Raw genomic sequence first — 15,504 nt, forward strand, 5'->3', positions numbered from 1 at the left:
TCTTCTATTTCATAATGAAGATACAAATGAGAACAAAGGGGAGCTAGTAATGAGAAATTTTCTATATCGTCATGGATTAGTATTATTTTTAGTGGTTATGTTTGGAAGAGGAATTCTAGGGATGCTAACAGTTAAGGGTATTCAAGTAGTCAATCCTGCACTTACTATTCAGAAGGATTTAGGTTGGTTAGTTATGCTATTATATGCAGTCTGTGCTTTTTTAGCGGTAAAATGGGTAAAGGCTGACAAGGAAATCGGTTTAATTAAAGCAACCGCCAAGGATTATTTTGTATGGATACCAGCGCTTGTGATTCCTTTCACTTTGGCACTTCATTTAGGCTTTCACTCCACATGGGGCCATGTTCCTTTATTAATGATCGCTGCTATAGGGGTTGCAGTTAACGAAGAAATTCTATTTAGAGGTATTCTTTTACGTGCGATGTTACCTTTCGGAAAAGCATTCGCTATTATTGTTCCATCCCTACTTTTTGGAATAGCCCACCTCGGTAATATTCTTGTTGGTGGAGATGTAATCTTTGGTCTTTTCCAATTTGCCTGGACATTTATTGCTGGCATGGCGCTAACCGCTATGCGTTTACAAAGTAAAAGCTTACTACCTGCCATCGGATTTCATTTTGTTTTAGATGCTGTGGAGTATGGAGCGACTGGTGAATACGGCGTTCACAGCACCAACTTTTCACTTGGATGGCTGTCCATATTTGTTCTGCTAAACCTGCTCTTTCTTGCTTATGCACTTTATCTATTAAAAAAGAAAAACAACAGTGTAAATGTTGCAATGGATGCTTTTACTGCAAAATAATAGGTTTTCAAGTGAGCGAACAGCGCGAGTCACTGTTCGTTTTTCTCTGTCTTTCAAGTATAATAACCGTATTCAGCTTTTGCATATGATAGATCTTTGAGAGAAATCTTATATATAAGTCGGATAATACAAAAAAAGAGGTTACTACATGAGTGTGAGAAGTTTTGAAGAATATAATTTAAGTGAAGAAATAAAGAGAGCACTAGCTGTTTTAAAATATGAAGAGCCTACAGAGGTACAAGGTGAAGTGATCCCACTGGCTTTGGAAAACCAGGACCTTGTCGTCAAATCACAGACTGGCAGTGGCAAGACAGCCTCCTTTGCTATCCCTATTTGTGAACGGATTGACTGGGAAGAAAGAAAGCCTCAGGCCTTGATTCTTACGCCAACAAGAGAGCTTGCAGCTCAAGTTCGTGAAGATATCACGAATATAGGAAGATTTAAACGTATTAAAGCACTTGCTGTTTATGGAAAAGAGCCTTTTTCCAAACAAAGAGAAGAATTGAAGCAGAAAACACATGTTGTTGTTGGTACGCCTGGCCGTGTCATGGACCATATCGACAGGGAAACACTGGTACTAGATGAAATAAAGTATCTGATTATTGATGAAGCAGATGAAATGCTGAACATGGGCTTTATTGATGAGGTAGAAGCGATTATCAAAGAACTTCCACGAGATAGAGTAACAATGGTATTTTCCGCTACTTTGCCAAAGGATGTGGAAGCCCTCTGCCATCAATATATGAAAAATCCTACTCATATTGAGATTGAGTCAACTGGAATGACGACAGATACGATTGAGCATCGTGTTATCGAGGTAAAGGAGGAAGAAAAGCTTTCAATTCTAAAGGATGTCATGGTCGTTGAAAATCCAGATAGCTGCATTATTTTTTGCAACACAAAAGAGCACGTTGACACCGTATTTGCCGAGTTGGAAGAGTCAAATTATTCTTGTGAACGACTGCATGGTGGATTAGAGCAACAAGATCGTTTTGCTGTTATGGATGGGTTTAAGATGGGGAATTTCCGATATCTTGTGGCCACCGATGTAGCGGCACGAGGAATTGATGTTGATAATGTTTCACTAGTGTTCAACTACGATGTTCCTATGGAAAAAGAAAGCTATGTCCATCGCACAGGAAGAACGGGGCGTGCGGGCAAGCAAGGAAAAGCATTTACATTTGTGACTCCGTATGAAGAGAAATTCCTTCGAGCCATTGAACGGTATGTTGGTTTTGAACTATTGAGAATGAACGCACCTAGCCAAGGCGAGGTTTCTAAAGGGAAAGCCGCTTTTGAGGAAAAAATCAGCGGTCGCCGCGTGGTAAGAAATAATAAGACCGCTCGAATCAACCAAGGGATCACGAAACTTCATTTCAATGGCGGCAAAAAGAAGAAGCTTCGCGCTATCGATTTCGTTGGGACGATTGCAAAAATTCCTGGAGTGACGGCTGATGATATCGGCATCATCACGATCCATGACCAGATGTCTTATGTGGATATTCTCAACGGAAAAGGTTCCCTCGTCATTCAGGCGATGGAGAATACACCTGTCAAAGGCAAGAAGTTGAGAGTGAGTAAGGCGATTAAATAATAGTGTGGCGGTGGTTGGATTGCAGTAACTTGCGACTGGCATAGCCCCAATTGGCGGAGAGGCTCTCTCAATTGGCGCATAAGCCCACCCAATTAGCGGATAACCTAACTCTATTGGCGCATAGCTTCACCCAATTGGCGGATAACACTTGTCAACCAGTCCACATTTGCAAAAAAGACGATTATGCCAAGCATAATCGTCTCTATTTTTATTAGATATCCCTTATTAAATATATTTCCTCAGCTTTGCCTTAGTTTCTTCGCTCGCAAAGCACGCCTCCACACTATCGAGATAAATCTTCTTATAATCCTCTTCACTCATGTTGAATTCATCAAAGACAATCGAACATTCCTTTGCCATCGTTGTATCAGACACCGTTCTGTTATCGGTATTAACCGTCACTTTGATGCCATCCTTATGAAAATCATGGATAGGGTGTTCACTATATTGGTTCACTGCTTTTGTTTGGACATTGCTTGTTGGGCACATTTCAAGGACTACCTGCTTTTCCTTTACTACATCATAGGCCTCTGCACAGTCTTTAATAAAGACACCGTGTCCAATTCTTTCAGCCCCTAACATCTCAACCGCTTCAAGAACATTTTTCCCCACGCCCGTTTCGCCGGCATGGATTGTTACCCTATAGCCATATTTTCTTGCTAATGCAATCGGCTCTACAAAGTCACCACAGAACCCTTCTTCTTCCGATGCACATAAGTCGATGGCCACAACCCCTTTACCTAGGAATTGCTTTCCTTTTTCCACAACTTCAAAAGCACTTTCGGCTGACATCGTTCTCATGCAGGATAAAATGATATTTCCATAAATATCGAATTGAGCCTCTGCTTCTCTCATACCATCAATGACGCTTTGGATGACTTCTTCAACAGATAACCCCTGTGCCGTATGAAGCAACGGCGCAAAGCGAACCTCCATATATTTCACATTTTCTTTTGCAGCATCTTCAAACAGTTCAAAGGTAATTCTCTTTAAATTCTCCTGTGACTGCATCACTAAGTTAGGAAGAGCAAAACGCTTCAAATACTCATCAAGAGATTCACAATCTAGTGGAGCAATGAGTTCTTGTTGGATCTCGTCTCTATCCATCGTGGGCAAACTAATACCCTCTCTTTTTGCTATATCAATAATTGTTTCCGCTCTAAGGCTTCCATCAAGATGGCAATGTAGTTCAATTTTAGGTAAGGTTGTAAAATTCATGTGATGTGACCCCCGTCATTTTTTTATAAAAAAAAATTCCTGATTACGAAGAAAATACACATACATGTACATTCTTCGTAATCAGGAATTATTGGTTCCTGGTAGAGACCCCCAAACCATATCTTTGGAGTTATACGAACTTTTCATATTTCATTGAGTCAAGATTAATAGAGATTGTTTTGGTTGTCAAGACCATTCCTCACATTATCCAGTGGCCAATTGCCGTTCATTTATGTTTTGTTTGGAATAGAGTTCTTTGTAATAACTATTCCTTTTCAATAGACTTTGGTGGTTCCCACTTTCTATGATTTCCCCATTTTTTATCACAAAAATCGTATCAGCATTTAGAATCGTAGAAAGTCTATGAGCAATCATAATAATCGTCTTATCGTTATCGAATTGGTTAATGGATTCTTGAACCAGTTTTTCACTTTCATTATCTAGTGCACTGGTGGCTTCGTCTAAAATAATCAGGGACGGATTTTTCAGGAATACACGCGCAAGAGCGACACGCTGTTTTTGTCCACCAGAAAGCTTCACTCCTCTTTCACCTATTTCTGTATCGTAGCCATTCGGCAATGCTGAAACGAACTCATGAGCAAAAGCCTTTTTGGCAGCCATATAGATTTCTTCATCTGACGCATCGAGCTTTGCCATTTTAATATTATCCTTAATCGACGTACTGTAGAGGAAGTTATCCTGAGTGACAATTCCCATCTGCTCCCTCAAACTGGCGATGGAGTAATCCTTGATATTGACACCATCGATTAATACTTCACCCTTTGTAGTATCATACATTCTTAGTAGCAGTTGCAGGATGGTACTCTTACCGCCCCCGCTCTCACCGACAAAGGCATATGTTTTCCCTTTTTCAAGCGTCAATGACATATTTTTAATGATATTATTTTTTCCGTCATACGAGAAAGTTACGTTATTTAACTTAATAGATTGTGTGAACTGGTTTAATTCAGCAGGGTTTGCTTTTTCTATAATCGTGGATGGTGTGTGGAAAAAATCAAAGATCCGCCCCAGTGCAACGCTGCCCTCTGTAATGGCCGGGTATGCATTGACTAAAGCTGCCACAGGACTTCTCATTTTATCCACATAGGCAAAAAAGGCTATTAGGCTACCTACGGTTATACTCCCATCTATGACAAAAAGACTTGCTACAATCGCCACGATAAACGGTGTCATATCACTGAGCACATTGACGAGAGCTAACATGACCGCATTTATCTTCGCATGCCTATCTGTCAGTCTATCAAAATGGTGTAAATGCTGATTTAGCTCTTCTTTGTCTCGCTTTTCTGCGGCAAATAGTTTGGATAGAAAAGCCCCTTGAATTTTTTCGAAAATAAATCCACTCATTACCGACCGATACTTCATCATGTTTCGGGTGGACTGTTTAAACCTTTTTGATAAAAAGTGCGCTAGAATAAATTGAACTCCCACCAATACCACCGATAAGATTGCTAACTTCACATTTAGTGTTAGCATTACCACGATGACAAACAGCAGGACAATCATTTCAATCCAAATGTTCCCAAACACTGCGGTTAGAAAGCCACGGACCTTTTCAATATCATCGAAAAATCGTGTTCCTATTTCTCCGCTTTTGTTCTCAACAAAGTATTTGGCATCCAAGGAATGGACCTTTTGAAAAGCGTCCTTGCGCAGCTGTTTAATGATGTTATTGTTGGCCTTATGAATGCAAAACTGCCTTACATATTCCATTGGAGTGCGGATGAGAAGGAAAACCAGAATCATGCCTGCTGCAATGTACAAAAGCTGTTCTAGCATTTCCGAACGTGACAGGGATTCATTTTGAAGCAACTGATCGAAGATGTATTTTAATATCAATGGAACAAACAATGGAATGAGAAAACGAAACAAGCTCCCCACGAAGCCAATAAGATAATAGCTCCTCACTTGTTTTATATAGGGTAAAAATAACTTAAAATCTTTCATGCTATAAAACTCCTTCCATAAACCAAATTCAGCTGGCAATTTGCCATACGACAGTTAACTAGCTTTATGATTTTATTGTACGGTCGGCTGTTGCCTTACAAACCGCATAACTTTGGTATCAGCCCCGCATGGTTTTCGAGTTTTACCGCATGATTTTGGCGGAGTCTGTGCTACATCTTTGCGGTTTTTCAATCCATCCACTGTCGTAAGATGATTTCATACCAAATGAAAGGATGTTGTTATTCATGAATAACCACACACAAGCACAGGCTCCAACCATGAGTTCTTTATTTTCTAACCGCTTTGTTCAAGCCATTTTACTCTCCGGACTGTTCCTGCAACTGGGAATCTGGGTGAGGAATTTTGCCATCTTACTGTTTGTAACCGAACAGACCAACAAGGATCCATTTGCGATTTCCATGATTTCTGTGGCAGAATTTGCCCCGATCTTCCTTTTCTCTTTTATTGGAGGAACATTTGCAGATAGATGGAGACCCAAACGTACAATGGTTCTTTGCGATCTTCTAAGTGCCTTATCGGTATCCGCTGTTTTGCTGGCACTAGTCTTTCATCCGCTTTATGAAGGACAGTTCTTCCTCGTTTTCTACCAAAATTGTCTTTCATCCGCCTTATGAAGGACATTTTCACCTCGATTTCTATCAAAATGTCTTTCATCTGTCTTATGAAGGACATTTTTACCTCGATTTCTATCAAAATTGTCTTTCATCTGTCTTATGAAGGACAGTTTCACCTCGATTTCTATCTAAAATGGAGAACGTCTATAGTTTTGTGTAAATGGTTATACTTACCAATTAAGGAGATGATCATTTATGCAAAATTATAGGGATATGACAATTAGAGAATTGGCAGGTCAATGTGAAACAGTGGACGATATTCATGCCATGATTAGGGACCTTTTCAAGGAGACTCTCCAACAGGTTTTCGAGGCTGAGATTGAGGAGCACCTTGGGTACTCCAAACATGATTCTAAAGGTATCAATACGGGAAATAGCCGGAATGGCTATAGTAAAAAGACCATTAAATCTAAGTTAGGTGAAACCAAGTTAAATATCCCTAGAGATCGTAAAGGTGAATATGAACCGCAGATTATAAAGAAATATGAGACCTCTATTAATGGATTAGAGGATCAAATAATTGCCCTTTATTCTAAAGGTATGTCCACACGGGATATTGAGGACCACATGAAGGATATTTATGGTATTAACGTCTCTTCTAGTTTAGTAAGTAAGGTTACAGACAAAGTGTTGCCTCTTGTCTATGAATGGCAGTCCCGTCTACTAGACCCTGTGTATCCTATTGTGTTTTTGGATGCAATACACTTTAAAGTTAAGCATGAAAATAGGATTGTTAGTAAGGCAGCTTATACAGTTTTAGGCGTAAATACAGATGGTATTAAGGACATTCTTGGTATTTGGATCGGCGAAGATGAGAGTGCTAGTTTTTGGTTGAACGTTTGCCAAGATTTGAAGAGTCGTGGTGTACAAGATATCCTAATTGCCTGTAAAGACGGGCTTTCTGGATTTTCAGAGGCAATTAATGCCACGTTTCCGAAAACAGATATTCAGTCTTGTATCATTCATCAATTACGAAATAATGTAAAGTGTGTTCCTCACAAATTCCGTAAGGAACTTATGGACGATTTAAAAAAGGTATATAAAGCATATACAATTGAACAAGCAGAATTGGAATTTGATGAGTTTAAAGAAAAGTGGGGAAAGAAATATCCTTCTGTTATTAAATCATGGGAGACCAACTGGCTAGAACTCACGACTTTCTTTTCTTACCCAGTAGAGATTAGAAAGTTAATTTACACAACCAACACTATTGAAGCATTCCATAGACAACTAAGGAAAGTCACAAAAACAAAAACTGCTTATCCAACGGATAATGCATTAAGGAAAATTGTTTACCTTGCGACTGTTGGAGTTACAGATAAATGGTCTAATCCTATTCCTGGATGGTTAGAATGTAGACAGCAGTTTGATATCATGTTTGAGGGCCGGCTTGGGAAATAATTGACGTAGTTAAGTTAGGGCTCTGCCCTAAGGGTTTATCGCTTTCGTTCTCCCAAAAGGAAAAAGAGAGGAAAAATCCTCTCTCCTTTTGTACAGAACCCTACTAGGTGCTCGGGTTGCTCCCCAGCATTGCCCTATCCCCCTAGTAGGTAAGAACACTTTAGTTTCAATATAGTCAAATCATATAGGATTTAACCATTTACACAAAATAATTTACATTCCCCTAAAATGTCTTTCATCCGCCTTATGAAGGACATTTTCAGCTCGATTTCTATCAAAATTGTCTTTCATCCGCCTTACGAAGGACAGTTTCACCTCGATTTCTATCAAAATTGTCTTTCATCTGTCTTATGAAGGACATTTTTACCTCGATTTCTATCAAAATTGTCTTTCATCCATTGTTAGCACCTGCTCCTCTTAGGGTGTGATTGGTTATGCTCATTCTTTAATCTCAATCACAAACGGGAACGCTCTTACTGTTCCATTTTGTTTAAACTCGGCCCAAATCTTATAGATACCAGGTTTTTCAAAGGTGGTTTCAAAGATGGACTCTTTCTCATTTGACGGGTGAACATGAAGAAACTCTTTCCCATATTCGTCAAGAATCACAACATGACCCATTGCCCCTAAATAGGGAGTTAAATTCGTTTGGTCTAAGTCGAAGGAAAGTGTTACAGGTTCTCCGACCTTAAATGTACTAACCTTTAATGTGACCGTTTCTCCATCTACCTTTTTACTAAAGGTTGTGTCTGGAATCAGCTCATGTCCGTGTGTCGAAGAACTTGGATTCCCCACGATAAAGGAAACAGGCTCTACTTTATATGCGAAATTCTTCGGTTTTATATCAATAAAAGCTTTATAAAACCCTTCTGGTAGGTTATTTTCAATCGTAAATTCACCTTTACCAGTTCTTTCCGGGTGCACATGATAATATTTTTTCAGCTGTTCATCCACGATAATGAGATGGAGTTCTTTCTCATGATTGATTTCTAATTCGTCAACCGGGTTGCCCGCCTTATCCTTTAAGAAAATAGTAATGCTCATTTGATCATTTTGAACAAATACATTGACCTCGCTGCCCTCATGGTTGATTCCAGAAGAGGCTTCATGTTCATGGCCGCCGCTGTCACCACTTTCTCCCGTTTCATCATGAGCTTTCTCATCCATTTTCATCGCTTGCTTTCCGTGCTCCTCAGTCTGTGCCGCCGTATTTTTATCCTCAGCAAACCATTTATCATAAGCCTCAAATCCAATGATAACGATGGTCACATAAAGAATCCCAGCTAATGCCCACTTGATCATGCCACTCACTCCTATTTTTGGGGACAGTCCCCCGCTGCTTTAACGCAGTGGGGGACTGTCCCCAAGTTTTTATACACTTCTTAATGCGTCAATCGGGTTCAGCCTCGACGCTTTTCGTGCCGGTGCAATGCCGAAGATAATCCCTATTGCAGCAGAGAATCCCAGCGCCAATAATACCGTTGCTGTTGAAAGGGCGAAGCTTGCTCCAATTAACGCACATACACTCCATGCAATTAACGCCCCAAGTAAAAAGCCGATCGCTCCGCCAAAGAGTGATAAGAATACGGCTTCTAGTAAAAACTGCTGCTGAATTCGTTTGGGTTCTGCTCCCAGGGCCTTCCTTAGCCCAATTTCTGTGGTTCTTTCCGTTACTGACACCAGCATCATGTTCATAATCCCAATTCCACCGACAATAAGCGAAATGGATGCAATCCCTCCCAGCATAAGAGATAACATCGTAGTGATCTTATTAAACGATGCGAGCATATCCTGCATATTCATCACGGTAAAACTATTATCTTTATAATTGAATGCCTGTTTTAAGACTGCTTCAATATCAGCTGTTATCTTTTCAGAATGAGTGGAATCACCCATATACACATCCACACTCGAAATATACCCCGTTCCAAGAATATTCATTGAGGTGGTATAAGGAATGATGACTGCATCGTTATTAGAGGAATCGGAAAAACTGTTAGATTTCTCTAAAGTGCCGACCACCGTATAAGTGACACCAGAAATAAGAAGTTTTTTGCCAATGGGATCCTCTCCCCAAAACAATTCGTCTGCTATATTGGCACCAATGAGGCATACGTTATTTTTACTCTCGGTATCAAGAATGGTTAGGCCTCTTCCTGTTTCAACCAAGTCTTTATTTTTTGAAAAATACACATCATTTTTACCCTGAACTGAGACATCCGTTTTTTCTTTACCGTTATATACCACCGTAGTGCTTCCTGAAAGAGTTGGAGAAACACCAGCAACATCCTCGATTTCCGCAAGTTTTTGAATGTCACTGTCTATCAACCCCTGCTTCAGTGGTGTCCCCATTGCTTGAACGGATATTTTATCTGCACCAAAGGAGGAAAACTCACTTGTCATCCCATTCATTGCACCTTTAACTATGGTGATTAAGGCAATTATGGATGCGACACCAATCACAATTCCCAGCATGGTTAGGAAGGAGCGCATTTTGTTATGGATGAGATTCATCCAAGACATCTTCAGATTTTCCTTAAACATATACAGTCTCCTCTCTCAGTTTGCCGTCTAAAATGCGAACAATCCTGCTGGCATTTTTGGCAATCTCGATATCATGAGTAATCATAATGATGGTTTTTCCTTCCTGATGAAGCTCATGAAAAAGCGCCATAATTTGCTGACCCGTCTTTTGATCCAATGCTCCAGTGGGTTCATCTGCTAGTAAAATAGTAGGTTCTGTGACCATCGCTCTAGCAATGGCCACCCTCTGCTGTTGCCCTCCAGAAAGCTGATTCGGCCGGTTTTGTAATTTATCACCTAGCCCCACTCTTATGAGCATTTCGCTGGCCCTCCGTCTACGTTCCTTTTCAGCCACCCCCGCATATACAAGAGGCAGCTCCACATTTTGAATGGCACTCAGTCTAGGAAGGAGTTGAAATTGTTGGAACACAAATCCAACCTCTTTGTTTCGAATCGCAGCCAACTCAGATTCATCAAGCTCATCAACCTTTTGATTCGATAAAAAATAATCTCCGCTTGTCGGTGAATCGAGACAACCAATCAGGTTCATCAGTGTGGATTTTCCTGAACCTGAAGGACCTAATATTGCAACAAAGTCTCCTTTATTTACTGTAAGACTTATGTGATTAAGGACGACTTGTTCTTCTTCGCCCATTACATATGTTTTGGTTATCTGATTCATGTCTAGAATTTGCTCACTCATTATTGGCTACCTCCCTGCATCATGTCTGCATGAGAAACCTTTTTATCATCAGTTGAAATAATGACCTCGTCACCAGCACTCACACCGTCTTTAATTTCAATTGTCGTTCCATCGTTAATGCCTGGTTGAATATATTTTTTGTTTGTCATCCCTTTTTCTGTTGGGATTAATACGTACGGTTTATTTTTACTATCAAATTGGATTGCCTTCATAGATAAAGTAACTACATCCTTTGCCTGTTGCTTCAGAATTTTCGCCTCTGTACTCATTCCGACTTTGATTGTTTCGTCTTTAGCAAGATCAATAGTTGCAGTAAAATAAGACACCCCATTTTCATTGGTTGCTTCCTTAGATATGGTGGAAACCGTTCCTTTTATTTCTTTTCCAAGTGCATTGATCGTTACATTGACCTCTTGACCTACCTTTAAGTATTTAAGGTCAAATTCGTCGACCTTTACGGTGGTTTGTAAAATGGAATAGTTGACGATATCGATTAGTTGCGCCCCAGACATTAGCTCCGCATTTTTCTCCACATGGATTTTTGAAATCTCCCCGTCTAATGTAGCCTTTATTTTGTCTCCCTGTTTCGTTACCATCAAGACATCTCCGTTTTTCACTTGGTCTCCAACTTTAACCTTAATTTCTTTTATTTGCATGGCCTCTTCACTCGTAATTGTCTTCCTGTTTTTCGCTTCTACTGCCCCGGAAAAGCTGTAAAAGGTTGTAATGTCTCCCGTTTGTGCTTTTTCTTTTTCCACGTTGCCTAATCCCTTCGGCGTAAATAATACTGCTGAAATCAGCGAGGCAACGATTAGCCCTACAATCGACCAAATCACGATCTTCTTCTTGCTCTTCTTTTTTTGCTTTGTATTCATCTTTCCTACCTCCGATTGTTTTATTGTCCTTGTTCTGTAATCCGACTAAATTTATTAACATTTCTTGAATGATTACATTGTACGGAGTTTCCATTCCATCAAAACCGCAGACTTTAGGAGACCCCACGCAGAATTTCGTGGTACCACCGCATGTCTTTTGCAATAATTGGGACTGCTCCCGAAAGGCACAAAAGAACCTTAACTCGATAGGTTAAGGTTCTTACATATGGACTGTCTGTTTCTTCTGAATTTGTTGAGACAATAACACGGCTCCCCCAATAATAATTACGACAAGTAGCAAGATGATTAAATAGATTGGTAAAAACAAAGTCGCTATAGCAAACCAACCAAATAAAAGAAAGAGCGGGCTGGTTGCTCTAAGAAACATATAAGTAAATCTCGACCAGCCAGATCGAATAAAGGGTGTGGCTTCTAATAATAAAATAGTTGGGTTCATAATGCCTTTAAAAGATTACCTTTTTTATATGATTTCCTTTCTTACTCGTCACTTTCGATGTTTTACTCGTCAAAAGTATGATTTACTCGTCTATTTTCTAATTTACTCGTCAAACTTCACACTTTACTCGTCAATAACCCCATTTTACTTGCCAAATACCTAAACTACACCCACTCCTTCATAAAAAACACCACAGTTAACAAGGACTGTGGTGGGGCAGAATTATATGCTTTCTTAGTCTTCAAAAAAATAGCCGGCGGTCACCGGCTTCCTTCTTCAAGTTAATATAAATCTTCATTTGGTAAAATACCCAGGCTCTTGGATTTTTTGATGGCTTCTACCCTGGAATTCACGTTTAGTTTTTGGAACAGTTCCGTTAGACTGTATTCTAATGAACGTTGACTGATTAATAGTGTCTTAGATATTTCTTTGTTACTGTGCCCTTTTGCTAATTCCCGAAGAAGTGTTTCTTCTTTTTTTCCAATCGTAGTCTTTTCATTTGCCTTATCCCCTTGGACCACGATTTCCTGACGTCTAAGCTGCTTTAACAGATGCATAGGAACGATGGCTTCTTTCCTCGCAGCACTTCGAATCGCCTGAACCAATTGCTCGCGGGTTGACGTTTTCGCTACAAAGCCCGAAACCCCTGAATCCATCAGCAAATTAAAATGCGGGGCAATATCAAATCCGGAATAAATTAAAATTACGGCATCAGGAACATCCTCGAGCACCTTCCGTGCCAAATCGGCCCCATTGATATTGGGCATATATAGGTCAAATAGAATCACATCAAATGTCTTCAGACGAACTAAGTCAGGGACACAATATACGTCCGTTTCAATCGTGACATTCATTTCCGGCTCTGCTTCTATCAACATTTTTGTTCCTTCGACGACTGATCGATGATCATCAACCAACAATATTTCCATAGTAATCACCTTTTTGCTTTGTTGTAGTTGGCAGGGTAATGTTCATCTGAAAACCTTTCCCCGCAGCGGAATGTACCTTTACTTCTCCTTCTAAACTTAGAACTCTATTTTCAATACCAGCAATACCCATATGTTTATATGAACCTTCCATACCAGATAATTCTACCCCAACTCCATTATCATCATAAGAAAAGTAAACCTGTTCTTGATTGCTTGCCAGCTTCATCGTTACTTTAGTTGCCTTAGAATGTTTTGAGGCATTATTTAGTAGTTCCTGTACGATTCGATACATTCCTAAAATTTGATCTTCATTGAGAGGGATTTGCATGTTTTCTGCATCAAATTCTATCTCGTAATTAGAGAACATTCTGGCATAGGAAAAGAGGCTTTTCAACGATTCTACTAATCCCATTTTTAAAAGAAATGGCGGCCGCAATTCATTACAGGTAATCCGGATTTGGTGGATAGCATCGAGTAATCCTTCCTCAATTTCCATCAATTCTTCTTTTATCTCCTTATTAAATAAAGTGGTGGAACGAAGTGATTCCAGCTTGCGATACCAAATAATGAGATCCTGTAAAACGGTATCATGAAGGTCGCTTGATAGAGCGGCTCTTTCTTTTTCTGACAATCTGAATAAAAGGCGTAACATCCATTTCGGCGTTTCTTTGTAAACTGCCATGTCCTCCATGCGCTTCATCAGGTCTTCAATGAATTGAAGGTTATCATAAAGAATGGTGACATAATGGACAGCAGTCTCCAGCCACTCCTCTTCGATTTTAAGCAGGGCATCTTTGAAATGAATCCGCAAGTATATGAGCTGATCCCTCTCACCAATTTTGATCCACTTATCCTTCCGAACCCCGTCATTCGGTTCCTGACCCCGTGGTATTTCTTCAATGGAAGCATCCGTCACGGATAACACACTCTTCACCTCATCGATTAGCCTAGTTTCTAACTCAGATACTTTCATGACATTCGCAAGGTCATTAGAAAAACGATTAATACTTTGTTGGAGCGTTTTGTACCTTTCTTCACTTGAGATGAGTTCCCGCTCCTCCCGTTTCCGATCCGTAATATCCTTCACGATTCCATGTACACCATTTAATTTTCCAAATAGAAAAATCGGTACGAAGGTAATATGAACAATTCGCTCACCTATGCTAGAACGAACGATACGACACTCCACATCTCTTGATTCTTTCCTCTCGATGACTTCAGAAAGAACTTGGAATACAGGAAGGTGGTCTTCATCATGAATTAAACCGATAAAACAACGGTCCGGTAACTGCTCCATTTTAATACCTGTTATTTTCTCAAAGGCATGATTCGCATTGACAAAGTTGGCATGTAAGTCAATTGAAAATACACCATCTAAGTTGTTTTCAAATAAAGACTTATACCTTTGTTCGCTCTCCTCAACCACCAGCTCAGAACGTTTTTTCTCCGTGATATCTAACATCATGCTATCAAGTCGTTCCACTGCTCCTGTCTTATCCAAGTACGGTTGGATAATCAGCTGGCCCCATTTAGTTTCATTTTCATTATGGATAAAACGAATGAGTTTGTTCACTGGTAATCCCTTATCTAACGTTTCCTTAACTGACCCCATGAGCATAAGATTATCGTCAGGGTGGATATGGTCATGCATGCGAATCGGTTTATGCATGAGTTCATGTCTTGGAATACCTGAGATTTTTTCAATACTTTCCGAACAAAAGGTTAAAAAGCTAAAATCCTTATCTGTTGACCAAACCGCTGCATTCACGCTTTCCAGGATATTTTCCAGTAACTGCTCTGTCATTTTGCGCTCCGTAATATCTCTTACGACAGCTACCACATACTTTACATTCCCAAAGCTATCCAGCACCGGTTTTACTTTTGTTTCAGCATATAGCGTGGATCCCTGTGAATGGATCACGCGGTATTCCAAACTGACTTGCCTCTTTGTTTCAACCACCTGAAGATGTTTGGAGCGAACATAGTCTCTGTCTTCTGGATGAATGATATCAAATGCATCCATCCCTTCGTATTGATCAATGGTGTAACCTATTAACGGTTCGATGGATGGTGAAACATAACGGACAATTGATTTATTATCAACCATGACGATTGCATCTGTCATGTTATCGGCGATAATCTTGTACTTTACACCCTCACTTAGAACATCATCACTACTACTGTAATTCGAATTTTTCCCCATCGCCACTTCCCCTTTCAACGCAGTGCACTTTCCAATATCATCCTATTTATCCTCATTATAATCGAGGATGAATCCATGACACACGCAAAAATATGGGGAAAGTCCGCAATTTATGTACCGATGCCAAGTTTAGTTCTTTTCAACATAAAGTAAGTTATCGAGGGAATACTACTCCTAT

At 39.9% G+C, this 15,504-nt stretch carries 12 protein-coding genes, 1 pseudogene and 1 riboswitch; of the genes and pseudogenes, 4 read left to right on the forward strand and 9 right to left on the reverse strand.

Features of this window, described 5'->3' with window-relative positions; translation table 11 throughout:
• The first annotated feature begins 49 nt into the window (after nucleotides 1-49).
• The gene (locus AA0X95_RS00075) at nucleotides 50-820 is read left to right on the forward strand and encodes a CPBP family intramembrane glutamic endopeptidase (protein ID WP_413304014.1); all 771 of its coding nucleotides are present in this window, start codon (nucleotides 50-52) and stop codon (nucleotides 818-820) included.
• Between the two features lie 148 nt (nucleotides 821-968).
• A complete protein-coding gene (locus AA0X95_RS00080; RefSeq protein WP_413304017.1) occupies nucleotides 969-2,414 on the forward strand; it encodes a DEAD/DEAH box helicase in 1,446 nt (481 codons plus the stop codon).
• 225 nt (nucleotides 2,415-2,639) lie between these two features.
• Here AA0X95_RS00080 and add read toward each other — a convergent pair whose 3' ends face one another.
• Complete coding sequence (gene add, locus AA0X95_RS00085; protein ID WP_413304019.1) at nucleotides 2,640-3,632, reverse strand: adenosine deaminase; 993 nt, start codon at nucleotides 3,630-3,632, stop codon at nucleotides 2,640-2,642.
• Nucleotides 3,633-3,690: 58 nt separating this feature from the next.
• Nucleotides 3,691-3,790, reverse strand: a riboswitch (purine riboswitch).
• Nucleotides 3,791-3,836: 46 nt separating this feature from the next.
• Nucleotides 3,837-5,600 (reverse strand): ABC transporter ATP-binding protein, encoded by a 1,764-nt coding sequence (locus tag AA0X95_RS00090; RefSeq protein WP_413304022.1) that lies wholly within the window; start codon nucleotides 5,598-5,600, stop codon nucleotides 3,837-3,839.
• A 245-nt stretch (nucleotides 5,601-5,845) separates the two neighbouring features.
• On the opposite strand from AA0X95_RS00090, the pseudogene AA0X95_RS00095 reads away from it, so the two are divergent.
• Both AA0X95_RS00095 and AA0X95_RS00100 read left to right on the forward strand, forming a co-directional pair.
• A pseudogene (locus AA0X95_RS00095) lies at nucleotides 5,846-6,167 on the forward strand (MFS transporter); the annotation flags it as partial.
• A 263-nt stretch (nucleotides 6,168-6,430) separates the two neighbouring features.
• Nucleotides 6,431-7,636, forward strand: a complete 1,206-nt coding sequence (locus AA0X95_RS00100) for an IS256 family transposase (protein ID WP_413299614.1) — start codon at nucleotides 6,431-6,433, stop codon at nucleotides 7,634-7,636.
• Nucleotides 7,637-8,074: 438 nt separating this feature from the next.
• On the opposite strand, the gene AA0X95_RS00105 is transcribed toward AA0X95_RS00100, so the two are convergent.
• The 7 genes from AA0X95_RS00105 to AA0X95_RS00135 all read right to left on the reverse strand — a co-directional run bounded on the left by AA0X95_RS00105 (nucleotide 8,075) and on the right by AA0X95_RS00135 (nucleotide 15,326).
• Complete coding sequence (locus AA0X95_RS00105; protein ID WP_413304025.1) at nucleotides 8,075-8,938, reverse strand: hypothetical protein; 864 nt, start codon at nucleotides 8,936-8,938, stop codon at nucleotides 8,075-8,077.
• Between the two features lie 69 nt (nucleotides 8,939-9,007).
• Nucleotides 9,008-10,180: an ABC transporter permease gene (locus tag AA0X95_RS00110; protein ID WP_413304028.1), complete on the reverse strand. Its 1,173-nt coding sequence runs from the start codon at nucleotides 10,178-10,180 to the stop codon at nucleotides 9,008-9,010.
• Nucleotides 10,173-10,850: an ABC transporter ATP-binding protein gene (locus AA0X95_RS00115; RefSeq protein ID WP_413309769.1), complete on the reverse strand. Its 678-nt coding sequence runs from the start codon at nucleotides 10,848-10,850 to the stop codon at nucleotides 10,173-10,175. The genes AA0X95_RS00110 and AA0X95_RS00115 overlap by 8 nt, the downstream gene beginning before the upstream one ends.
• Nucleotides 10,851-10,861: 11 nt before the next feature.
• Complete coding sequence (locus tag AA0X95_RS00120; protein ID WP_413304031.1) at nucleotides 10,862-11,737, reverse strand: efflux RND transporter periplasmic adaptor subunit; 876 nt, start codon at nucleotides 11,735-11,737, stop codon at nucleotides 10,862-10,864.
• Between the two features lie 220 nt (nucleotides 11,738-11,957).
• A complete protein-coding gene (locus tag AA0X95_RS00125) occupies nucleotides 11,958-12,194 on the reverse strand; it encodes a hypothetical protein (RefSeq protein ID WP_413304033.1) in 237 nt (78 codons plus the stop codon).
• 281 nt (nucleotides 12,195-12,475) lie between these two features.
• Nucleotides 12,476-13,123 (reverse strand): response regulator transcription factor, encoded by a 648-nt coding sequence (locus AA0X95_RS00130; protein ID WP_308081302.1) that lies wholly within the window; start codon nucleotides 13,121-13,123, stop codon nucleotides 12,476-12,478.
• Complete coding sequence (locus AA0X95_RS00135) at nucleotides 13,104-15,326, reverse strand: PAS domain S-box protein (RefSeq protein WP_413304036.1); 2,223 nt, start codon at nucleotides 15,324-15,326, stop codon at nucleotides 13,104-13,106. Before AA0X95_RS00135 ends, AA0X95_RS00130 begins: the two co-directional genes overlap by 20 nt.
• Between the last annotated feature and the right edge of the window lie 178 nt (nucleotides 15,327-15,504).

Source organism: Neobacillus phoenicis (assembly GCF_047302305.1).
Classification (GTDB): Bacteria; Bacillota; Bacilli; order Bacillales; family Cytobacillaceae; genus Neobacillus.

Excerpts from the sequence above, each read along its gene's own strand:
- AA0X95_RS00080 (WP_413304017.1), top strand. The coding sequence starts at position 969 with ATGAGTGTGAGAAGTTTTGAAGAATATAATTTAAGTGAAGAAATAAAG.
- AA0X95_RS00100 (WP_413299614.1), top strand. The coding sequence starts at position 6,431 with ATGCAAAATTATAGGGATATGACAATTAGAGAATTGGCAGGTCAATGT.
- AA0X95_RS00135 (WP_413304036.1), bottom strand. The coding sequence starts at position 15,326 with ATGGGGAAAAATTCGAATTACAGTAGTAGTGATGATGTTCTAAGTGAG.
- AA0X95_RS00105 (WP_413304025.1), bottom strand. The coding sequence starts at position 8,938 with ATGATCAAGTGGGCATTAGCTGGGATTCTTTATGTGACCATCGTTATC.
- AA0X95_RS00125 (WP_413304033.1), bottom strand. The coding sequence starts at position 12,194 with ATGAACCCAACTATTTTATTATTAGAAGCCACACCCTTTATTCGATCT.
- AA0X95_RS00090 (WP_413304022.1), bottom strand. The coding sequence starts at position 5,600 with ATGAAAGATTTTAAGTTATTTTTACCCTATATAAAACAAGTGAGGAGC.
- AA0X95_RS00110 (WP_413304028.1), bottom strand. The coding sequence starts at position 10,180 with ATGTTTAAGGAAAATCTGAAGATGTCTTGGATGAATCTCATCCATAAC.
- add (WP_413304019.1), bottom strand. The coding sequence starts at position 3,632 with ATGAATTTTACAACCTTACCTAAAATTGAACTACATTGCCATCTTGAT.
- AA0X95_RS00130 (WP_308081302.1), bottom strand. The coding sequence starts at position 13,123 with ATGGAAATATTGTTGGTTGATGATCATCGATCAGTCGTCGAAGGAACA.
- AA0X95_RS00120 (WP_413304031.1), bottom strand. The coding sequence starts at position 11,737 with ATGAATACAAAGCAAAAAAAGAAGAGCAAGAAGAAGATCGTGATTTGG.
- AA0X95_RS00075 (WP_413304014.1), top strand. The coding sequence starts at position 50 with ATGAGAAATTTTCTATATCGTCATGGATTAGTATTATTTTTAGTGGTT.